This is a genomic window from Pseudosulfitobacter pseudonitzschiae, assembly GCF_900129395.1.
In the GTDB taxonomy this organism is placed as follows: Bacteria; Pseudomonadota; Alphaproteobacteria; order Rhodobacterales; family Rhodobacteraceae; genus Pseudosulfitobacter; species Pseudosulfitobacter pseudonitzschiae.
On record NZ_FQVP01000005.1, the window covers coordinates 504991 to 531118 of the forward strand.

The 26128-nt window shown below is 63.4% G+C and carries 23 protein-coding genes and 1 pseudogene; 15 read left to right on the forward strand and 9 right to left on the reverse strand.

All coding sequences use genetic code 11. The features are described from left to right. Window positions 1-213 precede the first annotated feature (213 nt). Window positions 214-1161, forward strand: coding sequence for a lipoyl synthase (gene lipA, locus BUC08_RS17075; RefSeq protein ID WP_028957367.1), 948 nt, complete (start codon window positions 214-216; stop codon window positions 1159-1161). Then, complete coding sequence (locus tag BUC08_RS17080) at window positions 1154-2077, forward strand: DMT family transporter (RefSeq protein WP_073194303.1); 924 nt, start codon at window positions 1154-1156, stop codon at window positions 2075-2077. Before lipA ends, BUC08_RS17080 begins: the two co-directional genes overlap by 8 nt. Window positions 2078-2129: 52 nt before the next feature. Here BUC08_RS17080 and BUC08_RS24830 read toward each other — a convergent pair whose 3' ends face one another. Next, a complete protein-coding gene (locus BUC08_RS24830; protein WP_037928767.1) occupies window positions 2130-2297 on the reverse strand; it encodes a hypothetical protein in 168 nt (55 codons plus the stop codon). Next, complete coding sequence (hpt, locus tag BUC08_RS17085) at window positions 2294-2830, reverse strand: hypoxanthine phosphoribosyltransferase (RefSeq protein ID WP_037928766.1); 537 nt, start codon at window positions 2828-2830, stop codon at window positions 2294-2296. The genes BUC08_RS24830 and hpt overlap by 4 nt, the downstream gene beginning before the upstream one ends. A gap of 70 nt (window positions 2831-2900) precedes the next feature. Here hpt and BUC08_RS17090 point away from each other — a divergent pair, with 70 nt between their 5' ends. Together BUC08_RS17090 and BUC08_RS17095 are read left to right on the forward strand one after the other, a co-directional pair. After that, window positions 2901-3344 carry a type II toxin-antitoxin system RatA family toxin gene (locus tag BUC08_RS17090; RefSeq protein WP_037928764.1) on the forward strand — a complete coding sequence of 148 codons (444 nt, stop codon included), beginning with the start codon at window positions 2901-2903 and terminating at the stop codon, window positions 3342-3344. Between the two features lie 28 nt (window positions 3345-3372). Then, entirely contained in the window at window positions 3373-4620 is a 1248-nt protein-coding gene (locus BUC08_RS17095) for an MmgE/PrpD family protein (protein ID WP_037928761.1), read from the forward strand. Here BUC08_RS17095 and BUC08_RS17100 read toward each other — a convergent pair. The 4 genes and pseudogenes from BUC08_RS17100 to BUC08_RS25005 all read right to left on the reverse strand — a co-directional run bounded on the left by BUC08_RS17100 (window position 4617) and on the right by BUC08_RS25005 (window position 8067). Beyond that, entirely contained in the window at window positions 4617-5798 is a 1182-nt protein-coding gene (locus tag BUC08_RS17100; protein WP_037928759.1) for an ammonium transporter, read from the reverse strand. The genes BUC08_RS17095 and BUC08_RS17100 overlap by 4 nt on opposite strands. A gap of 170 nt (window positions 5799-5968) precedes the next feature. Next, window positions 5969-6442: a CinA family protein gene (locus BUC08_RS17105; RefSeq protein WP_037928757.1), complete on the reverse strand. Its 474-nt coding sequence runs from the start codon at window positions 6440-6442 to the stop codon at window positions 5969-5971. Next, entirely contained in the window at window positions 6439-6942 is a 504-nt protein-coding gene (locus tag BUC08_RS17110) for a phosphatidylglycerophosphatase A family protein (protein ID WP_037928755.1), read from the reverse strand. The genes BUC08_RS17105 and BUC08_RS17110 overlap by 4 nt, the downstream gene beginning before the upstream one ends. Continuing rightward, window positions 6939-8067 (reverse strand): annotated as a pseudogene (locus tag BUC08_RS25005) (bifunctional 2-C-methyl-D-erythritol 4-phosphate cytidylyltransferase/2-C-methyl-D-erythritol 2,4-cyclodiphosphate synthase). The gene BUC08_RS17110 and the pseudogene BUC08_RS25005 overlap by 4 nt, the downstream one beginning before the upstream one ends. 211 nt (window positions 8068-8278) lie before the next feature. Here BUC08_RS25005 and dusB point away from each other — a divergent pair. From dusB to ntrX, 5 genes are all read left to right on the forward strand, one after another. Next, a complete protein-coding gene (gene dusB / locus BUC08_RS17125; protein ID WP_037928946.1) occupies window positions 8279-9238 on the forward strand; it encodes a tRNA dihydrouridine synthase DusB in 960 nt (319 codons plus the stop codon). Further along, the gene (locus BUC08_RS17130; protein ID WP_037928747.1) at window positions 9235-10317 is read left to right on the forward strand and encodes a two-component system sensor histidine kinase NtrB; all 1083 of its coding nucleotides are present in this window, start codon (window positions 9235-9237) and stop codon (window positions 10315-10317) included. The genes dusB and BUC08_RS17130 overlap by 4 nt, the downstream gene beginning before the upstream one ends. Window positions 10318-10320: 3 nt before the next feature. Beyond that, window positions 10321-11685 carry a sigma-54-dependent Fis family transcriptional regulator gene (locus BUC08_RS17135; RefSeq protein WP_037928744.1) on the forward strand — a complete coding sequence of 455 codons (1365 nt, stop codon included), beginning with the start codon at window positions 10321-10323 and terminating at the stop codon, window positions 11683-11685. A 101-nt stretch (window positions 11686-11786) separates the two neighbouring features. Continuing rightward, the gene (locus BUC08_RS17140) at window positions 11787-14021 is read left to right on the forward strand and encodes a sensor histidine kinase NtrY-like (RefSeq protein ID WP_037928741.1); all 2235 of its coding nucleotides are present in this window, start codon (window positions 11787-11789) and stop codon (window positions 14019-14021) included. After that, a complete protein-coding gene (gene ntrX / locus BUC08_RS17145) occupies window positions 14018-15427 on the forward strand; it encodes a nitrogen assimilation response regulator NtrX (RefSeq protein ID WP_037928737.1) in 1410 nt (469 codons plus the stop codon). Before BUC08_RS17140 ends, ntrX begins: the two co-directional genes overlap by 4 nt. 77 nt (window positions 15428-15504) lie before the next feature. On the opposite strand, the gene BUC08_RS17150 is transcribed toward ntrX, so the two are convergent. Continuing rightward, complete coding sequence (locus tag BUC08_RS17150) at window positions 15505-15975, reverse strand: hypothetical protein (protein WP_037928734.1); 471 nt, start codon at window positions 15973-15975, stop codon at window positions 15505-15507. A 117-nt stretch (window positions 15976-16092) separates the two neighbouring features. Here BUC08_RS17150 and trkA point away from each other — a divergent pair, with 117 nt between their 5' ends. From trkA to hflX, 4 genes are all read left to right on the forward strand, one after another. Next, window positions 16093-17469, forward strand: a complete 1377-nt coding sequence (gene trkA / locus BUC08_RS17155; protein WP_037928731.1) for a Trk system potassium transporter TrkA — start codon at window positions 16093-16095, stop codon at window positions 17467-17469. Between the two features lies 1 nt (window position 17470). Next, window positions 17471-19006: a TrkH family potassium uptake protein gene (locus tag BUC08_RS17160; protein WP_037928728.1), complete on the forward strand. Its 1536-nt coding sequence runs from the start codon at window positions 17471-17473 to the stop codon at window positions 19004-19006. 144 nt (window positions 19007-19150) lie between these two features. Further along, window positions 19151-19390, forward strand: coding sequence for an RNA chaperone Hfq (hfq, locus tag BUC08_RS17165; RefSeq protein WP_007119530.1), 240 nt, complete (start codon window positions 19151-19153; stop codon window positions 19388-19390). Then, a complete protein-coding gene (gene hflX, locus BUC08_RS17170; RefSeq protein ID WP_037928725.1) occupies window positions 19387-20685 on the forward strand; it encodes a GTPase HflX in 1299 nt (432 codons plus the stop codon). The genes hfq and hflX overlap by 4 nt, the downstream gene beginning before the upstream one ends. Before the next feature lie 90 nt (window positions 20686-20775). Here hflX and BUC08_RS17175 read toward each other — a convergent pair whose 3' ends face one another. Then, the gene (locus tag BUC08_RS17175) at window positions 20776-21324 is read right to left on the reverse strand and encodes an rRNA large subunit pseudouridine synthase E (protein WP_037928722.1); all 549 of its coding nucleotides are present in this window, start codon (window positions 21322-21324) and stop codon (window positions 20776-20778) included. Next, window positions 21321-23792 (reverse strand): penicillin acylase family protein, encoded by a 2472-nt coding sequence (locus BUC08_RS17180; protein WP_037928720.1) that lies wholly within the window; start codon window positions 23790-23792, stop codon window positions 21321-21323. Before BUC08_RS17180 ends, BUC08_RS17175 begins: the two co-directional genes overlap by 4 nt. A 97-nt stretch (window positions 23793-23889) precedes the next feature. Between BUC08_RS17180 and BUC08_RS17185 the strand changes: the two genes are divergently transcribed. Both BUC08_RS17185 and BUC08_RS17190 read left to right on the forward strand, forming a co-directional pair. Continuing rightward, window positions 23890-24762, forward strand: a complete 873-nt coding sequence (locus BUC08_RS17185; protein WP_037928717.1) for an NAD(P)-dependent oxidoreductase — start codon at window positions 23890-23892, stop codon at window positions 24760-24762. Window positions 24763-24873: 111 nt separating this feature from the next. After that, window positions 24874-26085, forward strand: a complete 1212-nt coding sequence (locus tag BUC08_RS17190) for a PAS domain-containing protein (RefSeq protein WP_051694571.1) — start codon at window positions 24874-24876, stop codon at window positions 26083-26085. Window positions 26086-26128 lie beyond the last annotated feature (43 nt).

Below are 26128 nucleotides of genomic sequence, written 5' to 3' on the forward strand. Positions count from 1 at the left end.
GTGCGGGGTGAAATACCTCAGGCGGGATATCCCACTAAAATAATCGTGTTTTTGCGTGGCCCGTTGAAAAATCGGGAAAATCTGCGCGTGCCAACGGCGCAATAATGCACTTTGCACATTAACATAGCTGCCATGCGCAGGCTGGTGTTCATTCCACAATCCCTTATGTTATAGACTGTTCAACGTTAAACCATCTGCCGAAAGCGATGTCTGATGCGCGATCTGAAAATTCCCGAGCAACGCCACCCTGAAAAGGCGCGTCGCCCCGACAATCCGCAGCCGAAGAAACCGGACTGGATTCGCGTCAAGGCGCCGGGCGGCAAGGGCTATGCCGAGACGCGCAAGATCATGCGCGACAACAACCTGACCACGGTCTGCGAAGAGGCGGGATGCCCCAACGTCGGCGAATGCTGGTCACAGGGCCACGCCACCATGATGATCATGGGCGAGGTCTGTACCCGCGCGTGCACGTTCTGCAACATCGCCACCGGCAAACCGCCCGAGGCGCTGGACGCCTTCGAGCCGGGCCGCGTGGCCCATGCGGTCGAGAAACTGGGCCTGAACCACGTGGTCATCACCAGCGTGGACCGCGATGACGTGACCGATGGCGGGGCGGATCACTTTGCCCAGACCATCCGCGCCATCCGCCACCGCAGCCCCGGCACCACCATCGAGATCCTGACGCCGGACTTTATCCGCTGCGATCCGTCCGTCTTGGAAGTCGTGGTCGAGGCGCGCCCCGATGTGTTCAACCACAACCTTGAAACCGTGCCGGGCCTGTACCCCGAGGTGCGCCCCGGTGCGCGCTATTTCCACAGTCTGCGCCTGTTGCAGCGGGTCAAGGAACTGGACCCGACCATGTTCACCAAATCGGGCATCATGGTGGGCCTGGGCGAGGATCGTCAGGCCGTGATGCAGGTCATGGAAGACATGCGCGCAGCCGACATCGACTTTTTGACCATCGGGCAATATTTGCAGCCCACGCCCAAACACCACCGCGTGGACCGCTTCGTGCATCCTGATGAGTTCGCTGCCTATGAAAAGGCGGCTTATGGCAAGGGGTTCCTGATGGTATCGGCCACGCCGCTTACACGCTCGTCCTACCATGCGGGCGACGATTTTGCGCGGCTGCGTGCGGCGCGGCTGGCCAAGTTTGGATAACTCCGAAGGTGCTGCGGCACGGGTTCGGCTGATCGGGGTTCTCTTCGGTCTGTCCGCTGTTGTGATGTGGGCGCTGTATTTCGTCTATGCCCGGCAGGCGGCGCAGGCGGGTTTGCTGCCCATCGACGTGATCGTGCTGCGTTATGGCGTGGCCGGGCTGATCCTGCTGCCATGGCTCTTGCGCAAAGGGCTGGGCGATCTGGGCGGTATCGGCTGGGGGCGGGGCGTTGTGCTGGCGATCATCGTTGGACCGCTGTTCCTGATGTTCGGCGCGGGCGGATTTTTGTTCGCGCCGCTGGCCCATGGGGCCGTGATCCAGCCTTCGACGGCGGCCCTTGTGGCCACGGCTGTGGCGATCCTGTTTCTGGGGGAAAAGCTGCACGCGGCCCGGATTGCGGGCATCGCCATGGTGCTGGGCGGCATCGCGCTGATTGCGCTTGCGGGGGCCAGCGCCAGCGAGCCTGACGCGTGGAAGGGGCACCTGATGTTCATGGCCGCGGGCGGCTGCTGGGCAGGCTTCACGATTCTGCTGCGCCTGTGGCAACTGGGCGCGATTGCGGCGACGGCGGTGGCCTCGGTGCTGTCGGCGGTGGTGGTTGTGCCCGGTGTGTTGCTGTTTGGCACCTTTGACCGCCTGGCTGCATTGCCCACCGAAACCCTGATCCTGCAAATCGTGGTGCACGGTGTGATGGCGGGCGTTCTGGCGATGGTCGCCTACGCGCGGTCGGTGGCGCTGCTGGGCGTCGGCTCTGCCGCGCTGTTTCCTGCCGTTGTGCCCGCCGTGGCGCTGATCATGGGCATTCCGCTGGCGGGCGAGGTTCCCACGGCTCCTGAATGGCTGGGCGCGCTGCTGGCCACGACAGGTCTGGCGGTGGCATTGGGCGGCATTCCGGGGATGCGGCGCGCGGGCGCCTGATCTTCATCTTGCAAAAAATTTATAGGCAAAGGCGCCAGCGTCCCCCCAGATGTCAGGGCCGTGCGCGCGTCGCCGTGGCCCAATCGGGCCACCAGCCCAGTTTTTCGATCCCCCAGATCATCAGCAGCACCGCGATGATCCCGAACACCAGCTTCACCCGCGCCGACGACGGCGGGTTGCGTGCCCAGCGGGCCATGCGCACGAACCAGATCGGGTTCATGTAAAGCGCACCTTGCCGATGTAGCCCAGGTTGCGATTGCGTTGGGCAAAGTCGATGCCATAGCCCACGACAAATTCATCCGGGATTTCAAAGCCGGTCCAATCCGCTTTCATGTCGATCTCGCGGCGATCGGGCTTGTCCAGCAGGGCAATGGATTTCAGCCGTGCAGGTGCGCGCGACCGCAGCAGGTTGACCACGTGGTGCAGCGTGTGGCCTGTGTCCACGATATCTTCGACCACCAGCACGTCGCGGCCTTCGATGGCACCGCGCAGGTCCTTGAGGATGCGCACCTCGCGGCTGGATTCCATCGCGTCGCCGTAAGAGGAGGCTTCCAGGAAATCGACCTCGATGGGCAGGTCCAGTTCGCGCACAAGGTCCGCAATGAACACGAACGACCCGCGCAGCAGGCCCACGACGACCAGCTTGTCGGTGCCGTCGAATTCCGCCTGAATCTCGGCGCACAGCTCTTCGATCCGCGCGGCAATCATCTTGGCGGAAATCATCTGGTCGATCACATAAGGCCGGTCCGGCATGGCGTTCCCCTTGAACTCAGGTCTGTTTCGTAACACATGGGCCGGAACCCTTGCCATAACTCATAGCGTGATGCCGACACATTCCGAAACCCGTTTCCTGCCTTATACCGCCCAACAGATGTATGATCTGGTGGCCGATGTCGGCTCTTACCCGCAGTTCCTGCCGTGGTGCGCCGCCGCGCGCGTCAAATCGACCACCGATCAGGGCGATCATTCGGTGATGGAGGCCGATCTGGTCATCAGCTTCAAGGTGTTCCGCGAACGGTTCACCAGCCGCGTGGTGCTGTGGCCCGACGCGCACAAGATCGACACCGAATATCTGGATGGTCCGTTTCGCTACATGAAATCGAACTGGGCGTTCTCGGATGTCGAGGGCGGTTGTGACGTGTCGTTCTTTGTCGATTTCGAGTTTCGCAACCGCGTGTTGCAGGGCATCATCGGGGTCGTGTTCAACGAAGCAATGCAGCGGATCGTGCGCGCATTTGAACGGCGGGCGGCTGAACTCTACAGCTAGGCGGCCCTCCACAAGAGGAGATCGCCCGATGGCAACGACAGATATCACGGAACAACTGGTGACCTTTGCGGGCGTTGCACCTGATACGGCTGCGCGTGAGGTCATGGCGCTGTCGGTGCTGGACTGGGCCGCTTGCGGCATCGCAGGCGCCGCCGAGGGCAGTTTTGACGGCTTTGTCGCGGCTGCGCATGTTGCGGGCGACTGTACGCAGTTCGCAGGCGGGCAGGGCGCACCTGCGGCGGCGGCGCTGATCAACGGCACGCTCAGCCATGCGCTGGACTATGACGACACCCATTTCGCGCACATCGGCCATCCGTCGGTCGCGGTAGTGTCGGCAGCACTGGCCGCAGGACAGGCGGCAGGCGCGACGCTGGACAGCATCATCGACGCGGCACTGATCGGGGCCGAGGCGTCGGTGGCTGTCGGCATCTGGTTGGGGCGCGGGCACTATCAGGTGGGCTATCACCAGACGGCCACAGCCGGAGCGTTCGGGGCCACCGTTGCAGCCGGCCTTTTGCGGGGCCTGAGCGACGTGCAGATGCGTCACGCACTGGGTCTGTGCAGCACCATGGCCTCGGGGCTGAAATCGCAGTTCGGCACCATGGGCAAACCGCTGAACGCAGGGCTTGCCGCGCGCTGCGGCGTCGAGGCTGCGGACTGGGCAGCGGCGGGGATGACCTCCGCTGACGACGGTCTGGCGGGGCCGCTGGGCTTTGGCCCCACCCATCACGGGGCGGGCGATCCGGTGACGCTGGGCGCTGACTGGCGCATGACGCGGGTCAGTCACAAGTTTCACGCCTGTTGCCACGGCCTGCACGCCACGCTCGAGGCGCTGGCCGACACCGATCTGACACCCGACAGCACGGTCGAGATCACCACCCATCCGCGCTGGATGACCGTGTGCAACATCGAAACCCCGCGCACGGGGCTGGAATGCAAGTTCAGCTATGCCCAGGTGGCCGCCATGGCAGCACATGGTCTGGACACCGGCGAAATCGCGCAGTTCAGCGATGCCACCGCCGCACGCGCCGATCTGGCGCAATTCCGCACCCGCGTGCGCGTCGACACCGACGAAAGCCTGACGGAAATGCAGGCGCGGGTCTTTGTCGACGGGCAGGCGGCGTTTCACGATCTGGATGCGCCGATGGCGCTGACCGACCGGCAGGCCAGGATCATGAAAAAGGCGCACGCCCTTGTGGGGACGCGCGCCGATGATCTGTGGCAGGCCGTGCAGGGCAACGACCTTGCCGGTTTTGTGGGCGTGATTGCCGCCTAGCTGGTGATGTCGTAGGCGCGTTCGCCGTGGACCGCGAGGTCAAGACCGTTGGTCTCGGTTTCGGCATCCACCCGCAGGGGCGTGATCGCGCGCACCACAACGATCAGCACGATGGTCACGACGGTTGTGAACACGCCCACAATCGCCAGTGACCCCAGTTGCGCAGCCCACGTGCCTGCGCCGAACACCGCAATCATGATCGTGCCGAAGATACCGCCGACACCGTGCACGGCAAAGACATCCAGCGTGTCGTCGATGACGACCTTGTTGCGGATCAGGTTCACGGCCTCCTGGCACAGGATGCCCGCAACCGCGCCGATCACCAGCGCCTCGACCGGACCGACAAAGCCCGATGCAGGGGTGATCGACGCCAGCCCCGCAATGGTGCCGGTGACGATGCCCACCAGCGATGATTTGCCGAACTTCAACCGTTCCCACAGCGCCCATGTCAGCGATGCGGTGGCCGCCGAGATATGCGTGACCGTCAGCGCCATCGCGGCCCCGCCGTCTGCCGCCAGTTGCGACCCGCCATTGAAGCCGAACCAGCCGACCCACAGCATCGCCGCACCGATCATCACCAGGCCGGGGTTGTGCGGCGGGGTGGTGTGATTGCGCCGCTTGCCCAGAAACACCGCCAGAATCAGCGCCGCGATCCCCGCGGTTTCATGCACCACGATGCCGCCTGCAAAGTCGCGCACGCCGGTCTCGCCAAAGATGCCGCCGTCCGACAGGAACCCGCCGCCCCAGATCCAGTGCACGACCGGCGCATAGCACAGCAGCATCCACAGTGCCGAGAACAGCAGCACAAAGCCGAAGCCGATGCGCTCCACATACGACCCCACGATCAGCGCGGGGGTGATGATGGCAAATGTCATCTGGAAGGCGAAAAACAGCACTTCGGGCAGGGTGCCGGTCAGGCTGTCGGCGGTGACGTCCAGCAACAACAGCTTGTCCAGCCCGCCCCAGATGCCGCTGTCACCGCCGCCAAAGGCGATGGAATAGCCGACGACGAACCACAGCACGCTCATCAGGCAGGCGATGGCATAGACATGCATGAACACGCTCAGGACGTTGCGGGCGCGCACAAGGCCGCCGTAAAACAGGGCAAGCCCCGGCAAAGTCATGAACAGCACTAGGGCTGTTGCGGTGATGATCCAGGCTGTGTCAGCGGCGTTCATATGGGTCCCCTCCCGATTGGTTTCGGGCGAGGTGCCAAGACGCCGCGCAATGGGAAAGCAAGTTTTTGCGTCAGCGCGCTTAAAATCAGGGCGATTTTTGGATTGCGCGGTTTTAGGGCGGAAATCGGGGTGCGATGCCTTAAAAATATGCGGTGTGTGAATCCAGGGTTTCAGACCTTGGTCAGCGCACCCAACAGCAGGCCCAAGGCGTGATCGCGTGCCGCCGCACGGACCTGCGCGCGGCCCTGCGCCCCGAATTCCACCGTTTGCGTGGTCACACCATTGGCGTCGGCCAGCCCGAAACACACGCGTCCCTCGGGCTTGTGGTCCGACCCGCCGGGGCCTGCGATTCCGGTGATTGCCACGGCCATCTGTGCGTGGCTGTGGCGCAGCGCGCCTGCGGCCATTTCGGCGGCGGTTTCTTCGGATACCGCGCCGAACGCGTCCAGCGTCTCGGGCGACACGCCCAGCATCTCGACCTTGGCGGCGTTGGTATAGGTGACCATGCCACGGTCCACCACGGCAGAGGATCCGGGAATGTCGGTCAGCGCAGCCGCCACCATGCCGCCCGTGCAGCTTTCGGCAGTGGCGATCATCACGCCGCGCGCCTTGGCGGCTTCCAATACGCTGACGGGCAGGCTCATCGCATCAGCACCCCGTGCGCCAGACCGGCCAGCAGCACCACGCCGATGGCGGCAAACACACCGGCAATCACATCGTCAAGCATCACGCCCAACGGGTCGCCGCGCCGGTCGGCCCGGCCCACCAGCCACGGCTTCCAGATGTCGAACAGACGGAACAGGACGAACGCCGCGACCCAGCCCGGCCACAGGTCCAGCATCGACACACCGTTGTTGGTGGCACCAATCGACAGCGGCAGCAGGGCGATCCACTGGCCCACGACCTCGTCCGCGACAATCTCTGACGGGTCATGGTCGGCCTTGCCCTTTGTCATTACGCCGGTGGCCCACCATCCGGCGGCAAAGATCACCACGATGCCTGCCATCAACAGCGGCCAGCCGCCGATCACATGCAGCAGCCACGCCCACGGCAGCGCCACCAGCGACCCCCAGGTGCCCGAGGCGGGACGGATATAGCCGACACCCAGAACGGTGCCGATGGCGGTTGCGAGTTTTTGTGTCATGATTTCACCAATGTGCAGGTTGCCAGCGACGCGATACCTTCGCCACGCCCGGTAAAGCCCAGCCGTTCCGAGGTGGTCGCCTTGACCGAGATACGCGTGTGCTCAACCCCCGTGATCCGTGCCATTTCGCGGCGCATGGCGTCGCTGTGTGGGCCGATCTTGGGGAATTCGCAGATGATCGTGCAGTCAATATTGCCGATGGCAAAACCGTGCTCTTGCGCCAGTTTCACGGCATGGGTCAGGAAAATGTGGCTGGCGGCCCCCTTCCACTGCGGGTCCGAGGGCGGGAAATGCTGGCCGATGTCGCCCATTGCCAGCGCGCCATAGATCGCATCGGTGACGGCGTGCATCGCAACATCCGCATCCGAATGGCCCTTCAGCCCCTGATCGTGGTCGATACGCACGCCGCACAGCGTCACATGATCGCTGTCGTCAAAGGCATGTACGTCAAAGCCGTTACCCAGTCTGATGTCCATTGCGTCCTCTTAATATCCGTGCGGCGCGGTCAAAGTCGGCCGGATGGGTGATTTTCAGGTTGTCCTCGTCCCCCGCGACGATCGCCACGTCAAGCCCTGCGGCGCGGGCGACCTCGACGTCATCAGCGGCGTTGCTTGCATGGGCGGCGTGGGCTGCGGTGATCGCGGCGCGGTCGAACCCTTGTGGCGTTTGCGCACGGTACAGGCCGGTGCGGTCCTGCGTGCCGGTCACGCGGCCATCGGCACCTGTCCACAGCGCGTCGGTCACGGGCAGGGCGGGGGCGGCGCCGGGGCTGTGGTCCAGCGCGTCGATCACATCGCTGATGGTGCGCGCGGTGACGCAGGGGCGGGCGACGTCGTGGATCAGCACGTGGGTGACGGCAGGATCGGTCAGCGCAGCCAGACCCGCGCGGACTGACGCCGCGCGGTCCGCACCGCCGGTGGTCAGGGTCACGCCGTCAAAATCCGCGTCGCCCAGGTCATCCGCGTGCAGGACCAACACCACTCGGTCGATCCGGGGATGGCTCAGGAACGCCGTTACTGTATGGTCGATCACACGCTTGCCGCACAGCGGCTGCCATTGCTTTGCCACAGGTCCGCCCGCACGCAGGCCACGGCCCGCAGCGACAATGATCGCGGCACATGTCATGGGGGCGGGCGGGGATGTTCCTGTCATGCCTGATGTGTAGGGCCAATGGGGCAGGCTGGCAATTCGGCAGTTGATGTGCCCAAATATTAGGCACATGCTGCGGGATCAGGCGCAAAAACGCCATGCAGCATTGAGGCCAGCCTTCGGGCCGGCTACGTCGAAGTCACGCACAAGGATTAGGCACTTGCCCGAACACAACGACCCATTGACCATGATTGCACCGGTGATGCTGGCCCCGATGGCCGGAATCACCGACCTGCCGTATCGCAGCCTGGTGGCGCGATTTGGCGCGGGCATGGTGGTGTCTGAAATGGTTGCCAGCGTCGATATGCTGAACGCCCGTCCCGGCACCCGCGAAAAGGCCGAACTGGGGCTGGACCAGCAGGGCACCGCCGTCCAGCTTGCGGGCCGCGAGGCCGCGCCCATGGCTGAAGCCGCGCGGATGGTCGAGGGGCAGGGCGCTGCGGTGATCGACATCAACATGGGCTGCCCCGCCAAAAAGGTCACCCAAGGCTATTCCGGCTCGGCGCTGATGAAAACGCCGGACCACGCGCTGACCCTGATCGAGGCGGTGGTGAATGCGGTCAGCATTCCGGTGACGCTGAAAACGCGGCTGGGCTGGGATGATGATATGCTGAACGCCCCGCAGATCGCCGCACGGGCCGAGGCGGCGGGCATTCGCCAGATCGTCATTCACGGGCGCACCCGCTGTCAGTTCTACAAGGGCCGCGCCGATTGGGCGGCGATCCGGGGCGTCAAGGATGCCGTCAGCATTCCGGTGATCGCCAACGGCGACATCGTCGACGTGACCAGCGCGCGGCAGGCCCTGGAGCAATCCGGCGCTGACGGCGTGATGATCGGGCGCGGCGCGCAAGGGCGGCCCTGGCTGCTGGCCGAAGTGGCCCACGCGCTGTACGGCACGCCCGCGCCGCAAGTGCCCACGGGGGCGGACTTTGCCGACATGGTGATGGCGCATTACACCGAAATGCTGGCTTTTTACGGCGCGGTTCTGGGCCTGCGCGTCGCACGCAAACATCTGGGCTGGTACATGGACACGGCGGGCACCTCGCCCGACCTGCGCCGCGCTGTGCTGACCGCCAAGACCCCCGATGAGGCAATGCGCCTGTTGCCCGACGCGCTGTCGCCCTGGACCGGACAGGAGGCTGCATGAGCCCGGCCGCAGACATCTGGGCCTCGTTGCCCGTACCGGCGCTGTTGATCGACGCAGACGACCGTATTCTGGAAATAAACGCCGCCGCCGAGGGGTTCCTGAACGTATCGGCCAAGTCGGTGGTGGGCGTGCCGATCTGGGATCAGGTCAACGTGGATTCACCGCTGGAAGAGGCCTTTGCCCGCGCCCGCGCCCACGAGACGCCGCTGTTCGTCAACGATGTGGACGTGGGAGGCGGCCAGCGCGCGCCGCTGCAATGCGCACTACAGATTGCCCCGCTGCAAGGCGCGCCGGGGCAGATGATCATGCTGATCAGCCCGCGCGAGCTGGCCGGACGCATCACCCAGCACGACAGTGTGAAATCCGCCGCCAAATCCGCCATCGGCATGGCCGAGATGCTGGCCCACGAGATCAAGAACCCGCTGGCGGGCATCACCGGTGCCGCGCAACTGCTGAGCATGAGCCTGAGCAAGGACGACCTTGAACTGACCGACCTGATCGTCGAGGAAAGCCGCCGCATCGTGAAACTGCTGGAACAGGTCGAGCAATTCGGCAACCTGTCCCCACCCGATTTCCGCGAAGTGAACATTCACGACGTGCTGGACCGCGCCCGCCGCTCGGCCCTGCTGGGGTTCGGCGCGAACATGAAGATTATCGAGGATTACGACCCCTCGCTGCCAATGGCGCAGGGCGATCCCGACCAGTTGCTTCAAGTGGTGCTGAACCTGCTGAAAAACGCATCCGAAGCAGCGGGCAAGGACGGCGGCACGATCCGGCTGCACAGTTATTTTGAGCATTCGTTCCGCCTGCGCCGCGCCGATGGCACGGGCCGGTCGCTGCCCTTGCAGGTCGAGATCATCGACGATGGCCCCGGCCTGCCCGAGGCGATCAAGGCGGATGTGTTCGATCCCTTTGTGTCGGGACGCGAGAATGGCACCGGACTGGGGCTGGCGCTGGTCAGCAAGATCATTTCCGACCACGGCGGCTCGATCTCGGTGACGTCGGTGCCCGGGCGGACGGTGTTCCGCCTGTCGCTGGCGCGCGCACCCAAGCAAACAAACCCGAAAAAGGAAGTATAGAGCATGGACGGCACGGTTCTGGTTGCAGACGATGATCGCACAATTCGCACGGTGCTGACGCAGGCGCTGACGCGGGCAGGGTGCAAGGTACATGCCACGTCCTCGCTGACCACCCTCATGCGCTGGGTGGGCGAGGGCAAGGGCGATGTCGTCATTTCGGATGTGATGATGCCCGATGGCAATGGTTTGGAGATGCTGCCGAAAATCGCACAGGATCGGCCCGGCCTGCCGGTTATCGTGATCTCTGCGCAGAACACGATCATGACCGCGATTCAGGCCGCCGAGGCCGAAGCCTATGACTATCTGCCCAAACCGTTCGATTTGCCCGACCTGATGAAACGCACCGCGCGCGCGTTGGAAAGCAAACAAAAACGCCCCCGCACCCAGATGATCGAGGACGACCGCCCCGACGATCTGCCGCTGGTGGGGCGCACGCCGGTGATGCAGGCGCTGTACCGTGTCGTGGCACAGGTGATGAACACCGACCTGCCGGTTCTGATCTGGGGCGAAAGCGGCACGGGCAAGTCGTTGATTGCGCGCGCGATTCACGATTTTTCGGACCGTCGGTCGATGCCATTCGTGGCCGTGACCCCCGCCGATCTGCAAGACCTTGAAGGTCCGGCGCGCGTCATGGCCCGCGTACGGGGAGGTACGTTGCTGATCGACGAGATCGGCGACATTCCCGACGAAATCCAGGCGCGCATCGTGCGCATGACAGATGCCTCGGGCGATGACGTGCCGCGGTTCCTGGCCACCAGCCAGACCGACCTGGCCGCCGCGATGGAAAGCGGGCGTGTGCGCAAGGACCTGTACTACCGTCTCAGCGGCGCCACGCTGCATGTGCCGGCCCTGCGCGAACGTGTCGACGATATCCCCCTGCTGGCCCATCATTTCCTGGCGCGCGGTGAAAAATCGGGTGCCGCCCAGCGGACCCTGTCGGACGAGGCAGCAGAGGTTTTCCGCACCTATTCGTGGCCGGGCAACGTGCGCCAGCTGGAAAACACCGTGCGTCGTCTGGGCCTGACCAGCCGTCTGCCCGAGATCGCCGCCACAGAGGTCAAACAGGCCCTGGGCAGCCAGCCGGAAATGGAGCCGCTGCAAGCGGTGGGTGACACCGAGAAACTGGGCGCATCCGTCGCACGCCATCTGCAGCGCTATTTCGATCTGCACGGCGACATGTTGCCACCTGCGGGCCTGCACGGCAGGATCTTGCGCGAAGTCGAAGCGCCGTTGATCGAGATTGCCCTGTCCGCAACCGCTGGAAATCAGGCAAAAGCCGCCGAACTTCTCGGGATCAACCGAAATACCCTGCGCAAGAAGATCACCGACCTTGGAATACAGGTGACACGCGGTCGAAAGATGATGTAAAACTGCCACATCAAACCGTGGCCATCCGGACACTTTCGGATCAGGACCACGATATATGGCGGTAGGTGCTTGCGGGCACCGCATCAACAGGTGGGTGCAGGGTGGCAACCCGGACACGGCAATCACAATGGGCAACATTGGGGCGTTTGCGCCGCCAAAAGCGTGTGCGCAACGCTGCGACATTGGGATTGGTCATTCTGGGGCCTGCTCTGGCGCTGGCAACATTCCTGATTCTGGGGCCGCTGGATCAGGGCACGAACAACATGTCGCTGCGGCTGATTCTGCTGGCCGACTTTGTCTATATCCTGGTCGTCGCGGCTCTCGTCATGAGCCAGGTTGCCCGCCTGATCGCCGCGCGGCGGGCAAAATCCGCGGGGTCTCGCCTGCACCTGCGGCTGACCGGCGTATTTGCGCTGATGGCGCTGATCCCCACGGTGACGGTCGCGGTCTTTGCGGGGCTGACGGTGAACATCGGTCTTGAGGGATGGTTCTCGGACCGGGTCAGCAACGTCGTCGGCTCGTCGCTGGCAGCGGCCGAGGCTTACGAGGACGAGCAGCACGATGATCTGATCGAGGACGCCATTGCCCTGGCCGAATTCATCGACCGGGTGCGTCGCAACCAGCCCAGCCAAAGCGACATCGAAATCCTGGCCGATGGCCAGCGCCAGATTCAGCGGGGCCTGCGCGAGGCCTATCTGATCGACGGCACCGGCGAGATCCGCGCGCGTGGCGACCGGTCCTATCTTTTCGATTTCGAAAAACCCGAGGACAGCAAGTTCGAGCTGGCCCGCAAGGAAGGCGTGGCCATTATCGAGGACTGGCCCAACAACGAATTCCGCGCGCTGGTGCCGCTGACCAGTCTTGTGGACCGCTTTCTTTATGTCAGCCGCGATGTGGACGGCGAAATCCTGTCTTTGCTGGACGAAACGCAGGAAACCGTGCGCCTGTATCAACAGCTGGAAAACGAACGGGGGCGCGTCCTGTTCGAGTTCGGCCTTTTGTATCTGGGCTTCGCGGTGATCCTGATCCTGGCCGCGATCTGGCTGGGGCTGTGGTTTGCGGAACGGCTGTCAGGTCCGGTGGGCCGTTTGACCGGCGCCGCGCAACGTGTGGGCGCGGGTGACATGGACGTGCGCGTTCCCGAAGAAGAGGGCGACGACGAGATCGCGATGCTGGGGCGCTATTTCAACCAGATGACCCTGCAACTCAAAGGTCAGCGCGACACCTTGCTGGACAACACCCGCCAGATCGAGCGCCGCCGCCGCCTGTTCGATTCCGTGCTGAGTTCCGTGACCTCCGGCGTGGTCGGGCTGGACCCCGAGGGACGTGTGGCTTTCGTGAACAGATCGGCAGAACGGCTGCTGGACTGGCAAGACAACAATCAGGCGACTGCGATTTCCGTTGCGGTTCCAGAATTCGGACCACTTTTCAACACCTTGAAGTCCAATCTTCAAGAGGTAAGTCAAGGCGAGGTCAAGGTCAGCCGAAATGGTCACCTGGAAAACCTGCTGGTGCGTATGGCCACCCGGCGCACCGATGACGGGCGGCTCGAAGGCTATGTTGTGGCCTTTGACGACGTCACGGACCTGGTCAGCGCCCAGCGGATGGCTGCCTGGGGTGACGTGGCCCGCCGCATTGCACATGAAATCAAGAATCCGCTCACGCCGATCCAGCTGAGTGCCGAACGCATCAAGCGCAAGTTTTCCTCGCGGGTCGGCGATGAAAGCGACAGCCTTGAGCAGATGACAGACGTGATTGTACGTCAAACCAATGACTTGCGCCGTATTGTTGATGAGTTCTCCAAGTTTGCACGTATGCCCGAACCCGACCGGCAGAACCACGATCTGGTGCAGATCGTCCGCGACGCGGTGACCTTGCAAAGCGCAGGCCAGCCCAATGTGACCATCGACGCCAATCTGCCCGATGCGCGAATTCACACCGATCTGGATGCCACCATGATCGGGCAGGCGTTGACAAACCTGATTAAGAACGCGGGCGAAGCCATTGAAACTTTGATGGAAAAGAATCCATCTGATGCGCTTGATCCGCGCATTCAGGTCTCCCTTGAAACCCGGAACACCCGTGCCATCATCCGTATCGCGGACAACGGCATCGGTCTGCCGGAGGATCGCGCGCGGCTGTTCGAACCCTACGTGACGACACGGTCCAGTGGCACAGGGCTGGGCCTGCCGATCGTGAAAAAGATAATCGAGGAACACGGCGGCACGCTGGTTCTGGAGGACGCGCCCGTGTTCGAGGGCCAAACGCATTTCGGCGCGATGGCGGTCATTACGCTGCCGCTGACGCCGCAACCAAAAAAGAGTGAGGTTACATGAGTGATATTCTGATTGTGGATGACGAGCGGGATATCCGCGAGCTGATTTCCGATATTCTCAAGGACGAAGGTTTCGCAACGCGGCTTGCGGGCAATTCGGACGACGCGATGAGCGCGATCAACGCAGAGGCACCGGCGCTGATGATCCTGGACATCTGGCTGAAAGACAGCCGCATGGACGGGATCGACATCCTCAAGACGGTCAAGCGTGACAACCCGGATGTGCCGGTTGTGATCATCTCGGGGCACGGCAACATCGAGATTGCCGTCGCGGCGATCAAGCAGGGCGCTTACGACTTTATCGAAAAGCCGTTCAACATCGACCAGCTTCTGGTGGTGATCCGCCGCGCCATGGAAACCTCGCGCCTGCGCCGCGAAAACCAGAGCCTGCGCCGTCAGGACAGCAGCCCGACCCAGATGATCGGGTCCAGCGCCTCGTTCAAGGGGCTGATCTCGCAGCTGGATAAGGTCACCAAATCCAACGGTCGCGTGATGCTGACCGGACCCGCAGGGGCGGGCAAGGAGCTGGCCGCGCGGTATATCCATGCCCATTCCAACCGCGCCTCGGCACCTTTTGTGACCGTGAACTGTGCAGGTGTCGCGCCCGACCGTATGGAAGAGGTCCTGTTCGGGCGTGAAAACGCCGAACGCGGGGTCGAGCCCGGGCTGCTGGAGCAGGCCCACGGCGGGGTGATCTATTTCGACGAGGTCGCCGACATGCCGCTGGGGACACAGTCCAAGATCCTGCGGGTGCTGGTGGATCAACAGTTCACCCGCGTGGGTGGCAACGACAAGGTGCGGGTGGATCTGCGGGTGATTTCATCGACCAACCGCGATCTGGAAAAGGCCATTGCCGCCGAAACCTTCCGCCAGGAGTTGTTCCACCGCCTGAACGTGGTGCCCATCGCCGTGCCGTCGCTGGAGGACCGCCGCGAGGATATTCCGGTTCTGGCGGAACATTTCATTTCTGAATTCAACACCGTCCAAGGTCTGCCGAAACGCGACATCAGCGACGAGGCGCTGGCCCTGCTGCAAACGATGGTCTGGCCCGGCAACGTGCGCCAGCTCAAGAACCTGATTGAACGCGTGCTGATCCTGGGCGATGGCACCGGCCCGATCGAGGCGCGCGAATTGCCGGGCATCGACCAATCCCCGGACGGCGAAGAAGGCCGCGTCGTGCTGTCCGGTGCGCTTGCGACGTTGCCCCTGCGCGAGGCGCGCGAGGCGTTCGAGCGGGAATATCTGCTGACCCAGATCAACCGTTTTGGCGGCAACATCAGCCGCACCGCCAATTTTGTCGGCATGGAGCGGTCGGCGCTGCATCGCAAACTGAAAAGCCTGGGCGTGGTCACCTCGGCCAAGGCCGGTTCGCGCGTGGCGCATGTGGACGAGGCGGACGAAGACTAGGCTTCATCTTGCCGGATAAACTCCGGGGGAACGCCGCAGGCGTGGGGGCAGCGCCCCCGATACTCCGCGTGCAGAGGTCACCCCTGGTTGACGATCTGGAAGCTGCCGTCGGAATTGCGGATCGCGCAGGATTTCGGCGTCAGCCGGGGCAGGGTGGACGTGGAACCGACAGGGGCCGCCTGTTTCACACCTGCGGGACAGGCTGGAATGCTGGCAGGGCTATAGCCGCGGTCGGCCATGCACTGGTTTTCGACCCTTTTGCGCAGCGGGGCGTTCACATCGACCGTATAGACATCGCCCGGCAGGTAATATCCGCCCGTGGTGCTGCACGCACCGGAGGCGTTGCAGACACGGCGCGGCGGCACATATCTGGGCGGCGTGCGGCGCACCTGGTTGGCGACCGGCGCATCGCGCAATGCCACCACCTGGCAGGCGGTTGTGTCACGCTGGACCGTGGCGACGGGCGTGCCCGCTTTGTAATACAGCGTCAGCGGTGCGCAGGCAGGCAGCGCAAGCGTCAGGATCAGGGTGGCAAGTCGTGTTTTCATGTGGCAAGACTGACCCAAATCTTTAGGATTTACAATTGAATTGACCCGGTTTCGGCCATCTGTCATGCAGATGTTTCCGATCACTGTGGTTGCGGTTGCCAAAGGGGCAAGGAACGCATGAAGGTCATCATTTGCGGCGCGGGCCAGGTCGGCTGGCAGATCGCACGTCACCTTTCGAATGAACGCAACGATGTCACCGTGGTCGACAGTGACCCCGACCTGGTGCGCCGCGCCACCGATTCTCTGGATGTTCAGGGGGTTGCGGGCTATGCCAGCTATCCCAACATTCTGGACCGGGCCGGTGCGCGCGACGCCGACATGATCATCGCCGCCACCCATTCGGACGAGGTGAACATGGTCACCTGCCAAGTGGCGCATTCGGTCTTTGGCATCAACCGCAAGATCGCCCGCCTGCGGTCCCAATCCTATCTGGATGCGATCTATTCCGATCTCTACCGGCGCGATCACATGCCCATCGACGTGGTGATCAGCCCCGAACGCGAGGTCGCGGCCGCAGCCCTGCAACGGCTGCACACCACGGCCGCTTTTGACACCGAACGGTTCATGGACGGCAAGGCGCACCTTCTGGGCATCACCATCGAGGAAGAATGCCCGGTGGTGAACACGCCCCTGCGGCAGCTGACCGACCTGTTCTCGACCCTGCGTGCGGTGGTGGTCGGCGTGCGCCGCGACGGTACGCTGTTTACGCCCGAGGCCAAGGACCAGCTTTTCGTGGGCGACGATTGCTATGTCTTTGCCCATGTCGACGACGTGCCGCGCACGATGGAGATCTTTGGCAAGAAGCTGTCCAAACAGGAACGTATCGTCCTGGTGGGCGGCGGCAATGTCGGTCTGGCGGTGGCATCCGAGCTGGAGAAACGCACCAGCCGCGTGCGAGTGAAGATCGTCGAAAAGAATCGCAGGATCGCCGAACGCGCCGCCGAGGCGCTGGAACGTACGATCGTGCTGAACGGTGACGGTCTGGACGTGGCCCTGCTGCACGAGGCCGGCGTGTCGCGCGCCGATGCGATGCTGGCGGTGACGGATGATGACAAGACCAACATGCTGGCCGCCGTGCGCGCCAAGAGCGAAGGTTGTCCCTATGCCATCGCGCTGATCAACGATCCCACGCTGGTCCCGATGATGGGCCCCTTGGGGATCGACGCCTATATCAACCCGCGCGCCACCACGGTGTCCTCGATCCTGCGTCACATCCGCCACGGGCGCGTGCGCTCGGTCTATTCCATCGGGGACGCCGAGGCCGAGGTGATCGAGGCCGAAGTGCTGTCGACCTCGCCTCTGGCCGGTCGCAAGATCGGCGAGATCGAGTTTCCCGAAGGCGTGCTGGTCGGGGCCTTGCGCAAGGGCGGCGAAGTGATCCGCCCGCTGTCGTCCACCCGCATCGACGAAGGCGACACGATCGCGATTTTCAGCCTGGCCAAGGATGTCCCCGAGGTCGAACGGCTGATGCAAGTGTCCATCGACTTTTTCTAAGATGATACGCCCGCCCAACCTTCAGGATCGCGTGTTGCAGTTGCCGCTGTTCCTGCTGATGTTCGGCGCGGCATCGGTGTCGATGCTGGTGCCTGCGATTCACGGCGGGGTTATCCGCGAACTGGCCACGGCGCGGGCGTTTTTGTACTCGGCCACTTTGGGCATCGTGGTTTTCGGTCTGATCGCGCTGGCCCACGCAGGCCGCGCACCGCGTCACGGAACGCTTGGACCGTTGATGAGCCTCTTTTCCGCCTTTGCCTTTTTGCCGCTGTTTCTGGCCGTGCCCTTTCACGAAGGGTTGGGCACCACGTCGTTTCTGAACGCCTATATCGAGATGATCAGCTCGTTCACCACGACAGGGGCCACGTTGTTCGACACGCCGGGCCGGCTGAACGACAGCCTGCATTTGTGGCGCGCCCAGGTCGGCTGGATGGGCGGATTGCTGATGTGGATTGCTGCCAGCGCCATCCTTGCACCGCTGAACCTTGGCGGGTTCGAGGTAACTGCCCGCGCCGAGCCGGGCCGCTTTGACGAACGCAACATGCGCCATCACCACCCCGAAGGCCGCGCGCGGCTGGTCAAAGTGTCCAAGACGCTGGTGCCGATCTATATCGGGCTGACGTTGCTGTTGTGGGTTCTGCTGATCTTTGGTGGCGACCGGTCGCTGGTGGCGCTGTGCCACGCGATGTCGATCATGGCCACGTCCGGCATATCTCCGGTGGGCGGCATTTCCGGCTCGGAGGCGGGCATCAGCGGTGAGATGGTCATGGCGCTGTTCATGCTGTTCGCGTTGTCGCGTATGACCTTTTCGACGGACACGGTGACATCGGAAAGTGGCGGTTTGCGCCATGACCCCGAATTTCGCATCGGCATCGCCCTTGTCCTGGGCGTGCCGCTGATCCTGTTCCTGCGGCATTTCCTCGGCGCCATCGACATCGGCGAACAGAACCGCCTGATTGCGGCGGGTGTTGCGCTGTGGGGCAGCGTGTTCACGGTGCTGTCCTTTCTGACCACCACCGGCTTTGCGAGCGCCCATTGGGAAACCTCTCAGAACTGGTCGGGTCTGGCGACACCGGGCATGATCCTGATGGGGCTGGCCATGATTGGCGGCGGCGTGGCCACCACCGCGGGCGGGGTCAAGCTGTTGCGGGTCTTTGCGCTTTATCAGGCGGGCCTGCGCGAAATGGAAAAGCTGGTGCACCCGCATTCGGTCGGCGGCGGCACGTCGCTGGGCCGGCGCGTGCTCAAGGGCGGCGCCTTTATCGCCTGGATTTTCTTCATGCTGTTCGCAATCAGCCTGACCTTTGTCACGCTGGTGCTGGGCAGTCTGGGCGTGGATTTCGAGTCTTCGCTGACCATGGCGGTTGCGGCACTGTCGACAACGGGTCCGTTGCTGGACTGGGCAGGGGACGCACCGATCCGACTTCAGGAGCTGGGGACGGGGGCAAAGTCGGTTTTTGCCGCTGCGATGGTGCTGGGACGGCTTGAAACTTTGGCAATCATCGCCCTTTTGACCCCGGACCTGTGGCGCGGTTGACGCAGTGGTAGACAATGTCAATCGCGCTGTGTGGGGTGTCTCTGTTTTTGGGCTGGAAACTCGGGAACTTGGCCTTCATACTCGCCCGCAATGAGGGATGGCTTGGTCCGCAAGCCGACGACAAGAAAAAAGGTAAGAACCGACATGGCTTCGGACAGACAGAATTTGCAGGATGCCTTCCTGAACCACGTGCGCAAAACCAAGGTGCCCGTGACCATTTTCCTGATCAATGGTGTAAAGTTGCAAGGCGTCATCACATGGTTTGACAACTTCTGCGTGCTGCTGCGCCGCGATGGTCAATCGCAACTGGTGTACAAACACGCGATTTCGACAATCATGCCGAGCCAGCCGATCAGCTTGTATGAGGGCGAAGACGCCTCTTGAGCAAACCTCCGTTTCAGGTGGACGAAAGCGAAGGGCCCCGTTTCACGCGGGCCTTTGTGCTGCACCCAGACATAAAATCCGACCGAAACCGGCGCGGCGCTGAACTGGCGCTGGCCGAAGCCGTGTCTTTGGCCCACGCGTTGCGGCACCTTGAAGTGGTGGGCAGTCAGATCGTGCCGCTGCCCAAGGTGCACGCGGGCATGTTGTTCGGCAAAGGCAAGATCGAAGAGCTGCGCGCCCGGTTCGAGGCGGAAGAGATCGAGCTGGTACTGGTTGATGGCCCCGTCACGCCTGTGCAACAGCGCAACCTTGAAAAGGCATGGGGGGTCAAGCTGTTGGACCGCACCGGCCTGATCCTCGAAATTTTCAGCGACCGCGCCGCCACCCGAGAGGGCGTGTTGCAGGTCGAAATGGCGGCCCTGAACTATCAACGCACCCGCCTTGTGCGCGCCTGGACCCACCTGGAGCGCCAGCGTGGCGGGTTGGGCTTTGTCGGTGGTCCGGGTGAGACCCAGATCGAGGCGGACCGCCGTGCGATCGACCTGCAACTGGTGCGCCTGCGTCGCCAGTTGGACAAGGTGGTGAAAACCCGCACCCTGCACCGCGCCGCGCGGGCCAAGGTGCCGTTCCCGATCGTGGCGCTTGTGGGCTATACCAACGCGGGCAAATCGACGCTGTTCAACCGTCTGACCGGTGCGAACGTGATGGCCGAAGATATGCTCTTTGCCACGCTCGACCCGACCATGCGCCGCGTGGAACTGGACAACGGTCCCGAGATCATCCTGTCGGACACGGTGGGTTTCATCTCGGACCTGCCCACGGAACTGGTCGCCGCCTTCCGCGCCACGCTCGAAGAGGTTCTGGCCGCCGACATCATCTGCCACGTGCGCGACATCTCGCACCCCGAGACCGAGGATCAGGCTGCCGACGTGCGCGAGATCCTGACCACGCTGGGGGTGGGCAACGAACGCCCGATGTTCGAGATCTGGAACAAGATCGACCTGCTTGCGCAAGCCGAGGCAGAGGCCGCCCAGGCCCGCGCCGCGCGCGATCAGGACATCATCGCGATTTCGGCGCTGCATGGCACTGGCGTGGAAAGTTTCATGTCGATCATTTCCGAAGCGCTTCAGGGCCGTGTCAGCGAAGAGGTTCTGCGCCTGAGCTTTGCCCAAGGCAAGAAACGCGCCTGGCTCTTCTCCGAAGGCGTGGCCGTGGACGAAGTGCAGGACGAAGACGGGTTTGCCGTCACCGTCCGCTGGACCCCGAAACAGCGCGCACAGTTCGAACAGGTCTGATCCCGCTTTCTTTTGGCTTTAAATATCCCGGGGGCGCGGGGGCAGTGCCCCCGCTTATTTTCGTAACGGGCAACGCCCCCGTGCAACCCGTCAAACCTCGATTGCGCGCCACATGCCGCTGTCCAGACCCTCAAGCGTCCAATCGCCAATGCTGACACGCACCAGCCGCAGGGTGGGCAGGCCCACATGGGCGGTCATCCGGCGCACCTGGCGGTTGCGGCCTTCGGTCAGGGTCAGCTCGATCCAGCCATCGGGCACGGTCTTGCGCACGCGGATGGGGGGCGTGCGCGGCCACAACCCTGCGGGTTCGTCGATCAGCCGCGCCTGGGCGGGCAGGGTCGGGCCGTCTTTCAGGGTCAGACCGGCCCGCAACTGCGCCATATGCGCCTCGGTGGGGGTGCCTTCGACCTGCACCCAGTAGGTCTTGGGCTTCTTGAACTTCGGGTGCGCGATGCGCGCTTGCAGGGCGCCGTCCGAGGTCAGCACCATCAGCCCCTCGCTGTCCCGGTCCAGCCGTCCGGCGGGATAGACGCCAGGCACGTCGATGTAGTCGGACAGGGTGGGGCGTGTCGTCGGGCTGCCCCGGTCGGTGAACTGCGGCAGCACGCCAAAGGGTTTGTTGAACAGGATGGTTGTCATTGCGTGGCCGGTTCCAGTTTGGTGATGCCTACCGACGCCGCCCGCGCCAGCCCCTGATCCAGTGACATCGGGATATACTCGCCGCGCCGCCACAGTTGCGCCATGTCGTCGTAATGCCGTGACAGGAAATGGCCCGACTGGCCGGTGGATTCGATAAAGACCGAACTGTCGGGATCGGCAAAGTCATAGACCCCGCGGTAACCGGCCCCGTGCACGTTCTCAAAGGCATTCGCGCCCGCACCGCCCCGCGTCAGCCCGCGCTGCAGGGTATTGTCGCCGCCCGAGGTGCTTTGACGGATGTTCACGAAATAGCGCAGCACCGGCACATCGCCCAGCACCGGGTGGTCCTGGATGGCCTGGTGTGCATCGCCCCAGCGCAGGGACTCCAGTTGCGTGCCATAGGTCTCGCCGATCCAGATCAGCGCATCGTCCAGCGCCATGCGGGCCATGTCGGGGCAGGTCTCGACCGGCGCGCTTTGGCGCACGTCGCACCAGACAGAGGCCCCGTCCACGTCGCGGAAGGCACGTTCGATGAACAGCGGCTCGACATGGGTCAGCTCGTTTGCCAGCGGGCCGATGTCGTCGCGCAGCATGCGGTCCTGCAGCGCACGCAGCCACGCGGCATAGATCAGCGGCTCGGGCAGGTGTTCGTTCATCTCGCCGTTCCAGTCCGCCAGTAGGGTCAGCGCGCGCTGGCGCTGGCGTTCGGCAGTGCCGTCGGGGGCGGCCTCGCCGGTGAACCACAGTTCGGCCCCGATCAGCGGCAGCAGCGTACGTGCGGTGGCGCTGACCGTATCCAGTTGCGCCTCGATAAAGCTGTCGCGGGTGTGGACCTGTCGCGCCTGCATCAGCCGCTGCCAGCGTTGCACCCGCTGTGTGTCGCCCCAGCGATAGCTGACGTGGTTGGGAAAGGGGCGTTCGACCGTCTTGTTGTTGGTGTTGCCCAGAATGCCACCCAGGGGCGCGACGAAACCGGGGTTCGAGGCAAAGGACATCACCCCCTGCCAACGGTTCTCAGGCAGGTAGCCAAACGACGGCATCCGCCCCTTGGACTGGTGGTTGGGATCGCGGCGCGGCACGGCGCCGACGGTTTTCATGGCGATGGTGTCCAGATCGGCCAGTGTCAGGTTCTGTGCGGGCGCCACGAACAACTCGGAAGCATTGATCGCCTGGGCCACATCCTGCGACGACATCAGCCCGATGGCCCCGCTCAGCGAGGTGTCATTGGGCGACAGCGCGGTCCAGCTCAGGGCCGCCACATGACCCGGCGGCGTCACCGCCCCGATGTTCTTGAACCGGCCGGGCAGCACGGGGCCGTTGTCGGTCCAGCGCAGGGTCAGCGTGATCGGGTCCGCGTCCTTGATGGTGATGATGGACTTGCGGGTCTCGAACTCTTTCCAGCCGTCGGGGGTGCGGTACTGTGTGGGATTGTCGGGGTTCAGCTCTTCGATGAACAGATCCTGATCGTCGACATAGGCGGTTGTCAGCCCCCAGCCCAGGCTGTCGGACCGACCTGTCAGCACTGCGGGTATTCCGGGTATCGTCGCCCCGATCACACCGCCCGCCGCCAGATCGAGATGGGCCAGATACCAGATGCCGGGCGCGCTGAACCCCAGGTGCGGATCATTGGCCAGCAGGGTCCCGCCCGAGGCCGAGCGCGAGGGCGCGGCGGCCCAGGCGTTGGACGCGCCGGCAAAGGCTTCGGGCCCAAAGGGGGACAGCGGGTTGATGGTCTGCGGCTCCACGGCGGCATAGCGCGGCACGTCCGGCACAAGCGCGGCATATTCAGGCAATGCCGCCACACCAGAGCCGGGAGCATCGGGCAGGATATCCACCAGCCGGTCCGGATCGGGCAGGGCGAGCGACATGCGGGCGCGCATGACTTCGGCGTCCAGCTGGCCCGACAATTGCAAGGCCATCAGCTTGCCAACCGCGATGCTGTCAGCCGGTTGCCATGGGGCCAGTGCCATGGGAAATATGAAGAATTCCGGCGCACCACGCCCCAACGCCTCTTGGTTGATCTGGGCGATGCGGGCATTGACGCCTGCGGAATAGGCCTCAAGCGCGGTCAGCGTCTGCGGCGATTGCGCGGCGACCGATTGCACGGCCAGACGGTAAATATCCAGACGCCGGATAAAGCTGTCGGTTTCGACGGTCTTGACGCCGAACACCTCGGACAGCCGTCCCTGTGCCGTGCGGCGCAGCATCATCATCTGCCACAGGCGGTCCTGCGCATGGACAAACCCCAGCGCAAAGAACGCATCGGCATCCGACTGTGCAAGGATGTGGGGCACGTTGGCATTGTCACGCACGATTTCCGCCGGGGCGCCGATGCCTTCGACCTGCAGCGTCGCGTCATATTTGGGCAGTGACCGCGAGGCGAGATAATAGATCATCCCCACGCCCAGCACGGCCAGCACGATCAGCCCGGCGGTCAGACGGACCAGCCACTGAAATACGACAGCCATAGACGCACTCTCACTTTGCTTGCACAGTTGACCCGATGTGCCTGACTGTTAGGAAAGGCGCAAGCGATAGGCAATACCGACGTAAAAGGAAGAACGAATGGCAAAGCTGGCATTTCTGGGGTTGGGCGTCATGGGCGCGCCGATGGCGGGGCACCTGCAAAAGGCGGGTCACGACGTAACCGTCTATAACCGCACCACCTCCAAGGCGCAGGACTGGGTCGAGGATCACGGCGGCAAGATGGCCAAAACGTCGTTCGAAGCAGCCAAAGGTGCCGAATTCGTGATGTCCTGTGTGGGCAATGACGACGACCTGCGGTCGGTCTGCCTGGGCGACGATGGCGCGTTCAAGGGGATGACCAGCGGCGCGATCTTTGTCGATCACACCACCGTTTCGGCGCAGGTGACCGCCGAGCTTTATGCCGCCGCCGATGCGGCGCAGATCAGCTTTGTCGATGCGCCGGTGTCGGGCGGACAGGCAGGGGCCGAGAACGGTGTGCTGTCGATCATGTGTGGCGGTGACCAGGGTGCCTTTGACCGCGCGCTGCCGATCATGGAAGTATACGCCAAGACGTGCCGCCGCCTGGGTGAAAGCGGCGCGGGGCAGAAGACCAAGATGTGCAACCAGATTGCCATTGCCGGTCTGGTCCAGGGCCTGTCAGAGGCGCTGCATTTCGCCGAAAAAGCGGGCCTTGACGGGCGCGCGGTGGTCGAAGTGATCAGCCAGGGGGCCGCCGGATCGTGGCAGATGTCCAACCGCTATGAAACCATGCTGGACGACAAGTTCGACCACGGCTTTGCGGTGGACTGGATGCGCAAGGATCTGGGCATCTGCCTGGATACCGCAAATGAAAACGGCGCGTCGCTGCCGGTGACGGCGCTGGTCGATCAGTTCTACAAGGACGTGCAAAAGCTGGGCGGCGGACGTTGGGACACATCCAGCCTGATCAAGCGCCTGCGCGCGATGGGCTGAACTGTCTCGGCCTTGGCGTTGCTGCCAGGGCCGATTTGACCGGCGTGTTTAACCAACCGGAAACTTTGCACAGCTAGGCTTGGGGCACACATCCTATTTTGAGGTTGCCCCTTGTCCAACGACCATCCCACCCGCGAGACCGACCGTTTCAAATCAGAAGACCTGTTTTTCTCGCGGACTGATCTGCGCGGGGTGATTCAGGCCGCGAACAGCGTTTTTGTCCATGTTTCGGGCTATGAATGGTCCGCTCTGGACGGGGCGCCACACAAGATCGTGCGCCATCCCGATATGCCGGCGGGTGTGTTTCACCTGATGTGGCAGGAACTTGCGGCGGGACGGCCCTTTGCCGGCTACGTCAAGAACCTTGCGACCGATCACACGCATTACTGGGTCTTTGCCGTGGTTTTGCCGCTGGACGATGGCTACCTGTCGATGCGGCTGAAACCTGGCAGTGAAATATTCGCGCAGATCCACGACCTTTATGCCGCCCTGCGGACCGAAGAACAGGCAGGCCGCGCCACGCCCGAACAGTCAGCGGACCTGTTGCTGCAAAAATTGCGGGAAATGGGCCATGCTGATTACCCATCGTTTATGAGCACGGCACTGGCCGCAGAGATCGCCGCGCGGGGCGCGGGGTTGCAGCGGCGGGTGGATCACTGTCTTCAGTCCATGTGCGAACTGGCCGAGGCGGTGGAAAAAATGCACCGCTACGGCGATATGGTCGATACGATTTTCCACAGCACGGCATTGATTCCCAACAACCTGAGTATTCAGGCCCGCAGCCTGGAAGGGGCAAACGGACCGATCAGCGTGATTTCGAACAATCACCAGCTCATGGCGCAGTCGTTGGGGGATATCCTGCGGCGTTTCCGAACGGCGGTGGAAGACGGTGTTTCCCATACGGTGATGGCGCGGTTCAACGCCGCTGTCAGGCTTCTGACACAGGAAATGGCCGCACAGTTTAGCAACAATCCGCCAGTGGCCGGACTGGACAGCGATGCCGAAGCCAAACGGCTGGCCGCACTCAGCACCGAATGCCAGATCCGCGAAAATGCCTCGGTGTCAAAGGTGATGGGCGCGGCTGCGGTCTATCGTGGCATGTCGACGGACATGCGTCGGGTGATGTCGGGGCTGGAGATGAGCCGGGTCATGTGCAAGATCGAACAGTCGAAATACGCCAAGAACGTGGACGGGCTGAACGAGATCGTGGGGCGTCTGCACCGCGCGGAACGCCAGCTGAGCGAGGTGATCGACGCCATCGAAACCAGCGTCGGCGCGATCGAGGACCGGACCAACCGGCTGATGCCGGGCCAGGCCGCCTGACCGACACGGCAAAACACCCGCCGGAAGCGGGTGTTTGGTACGC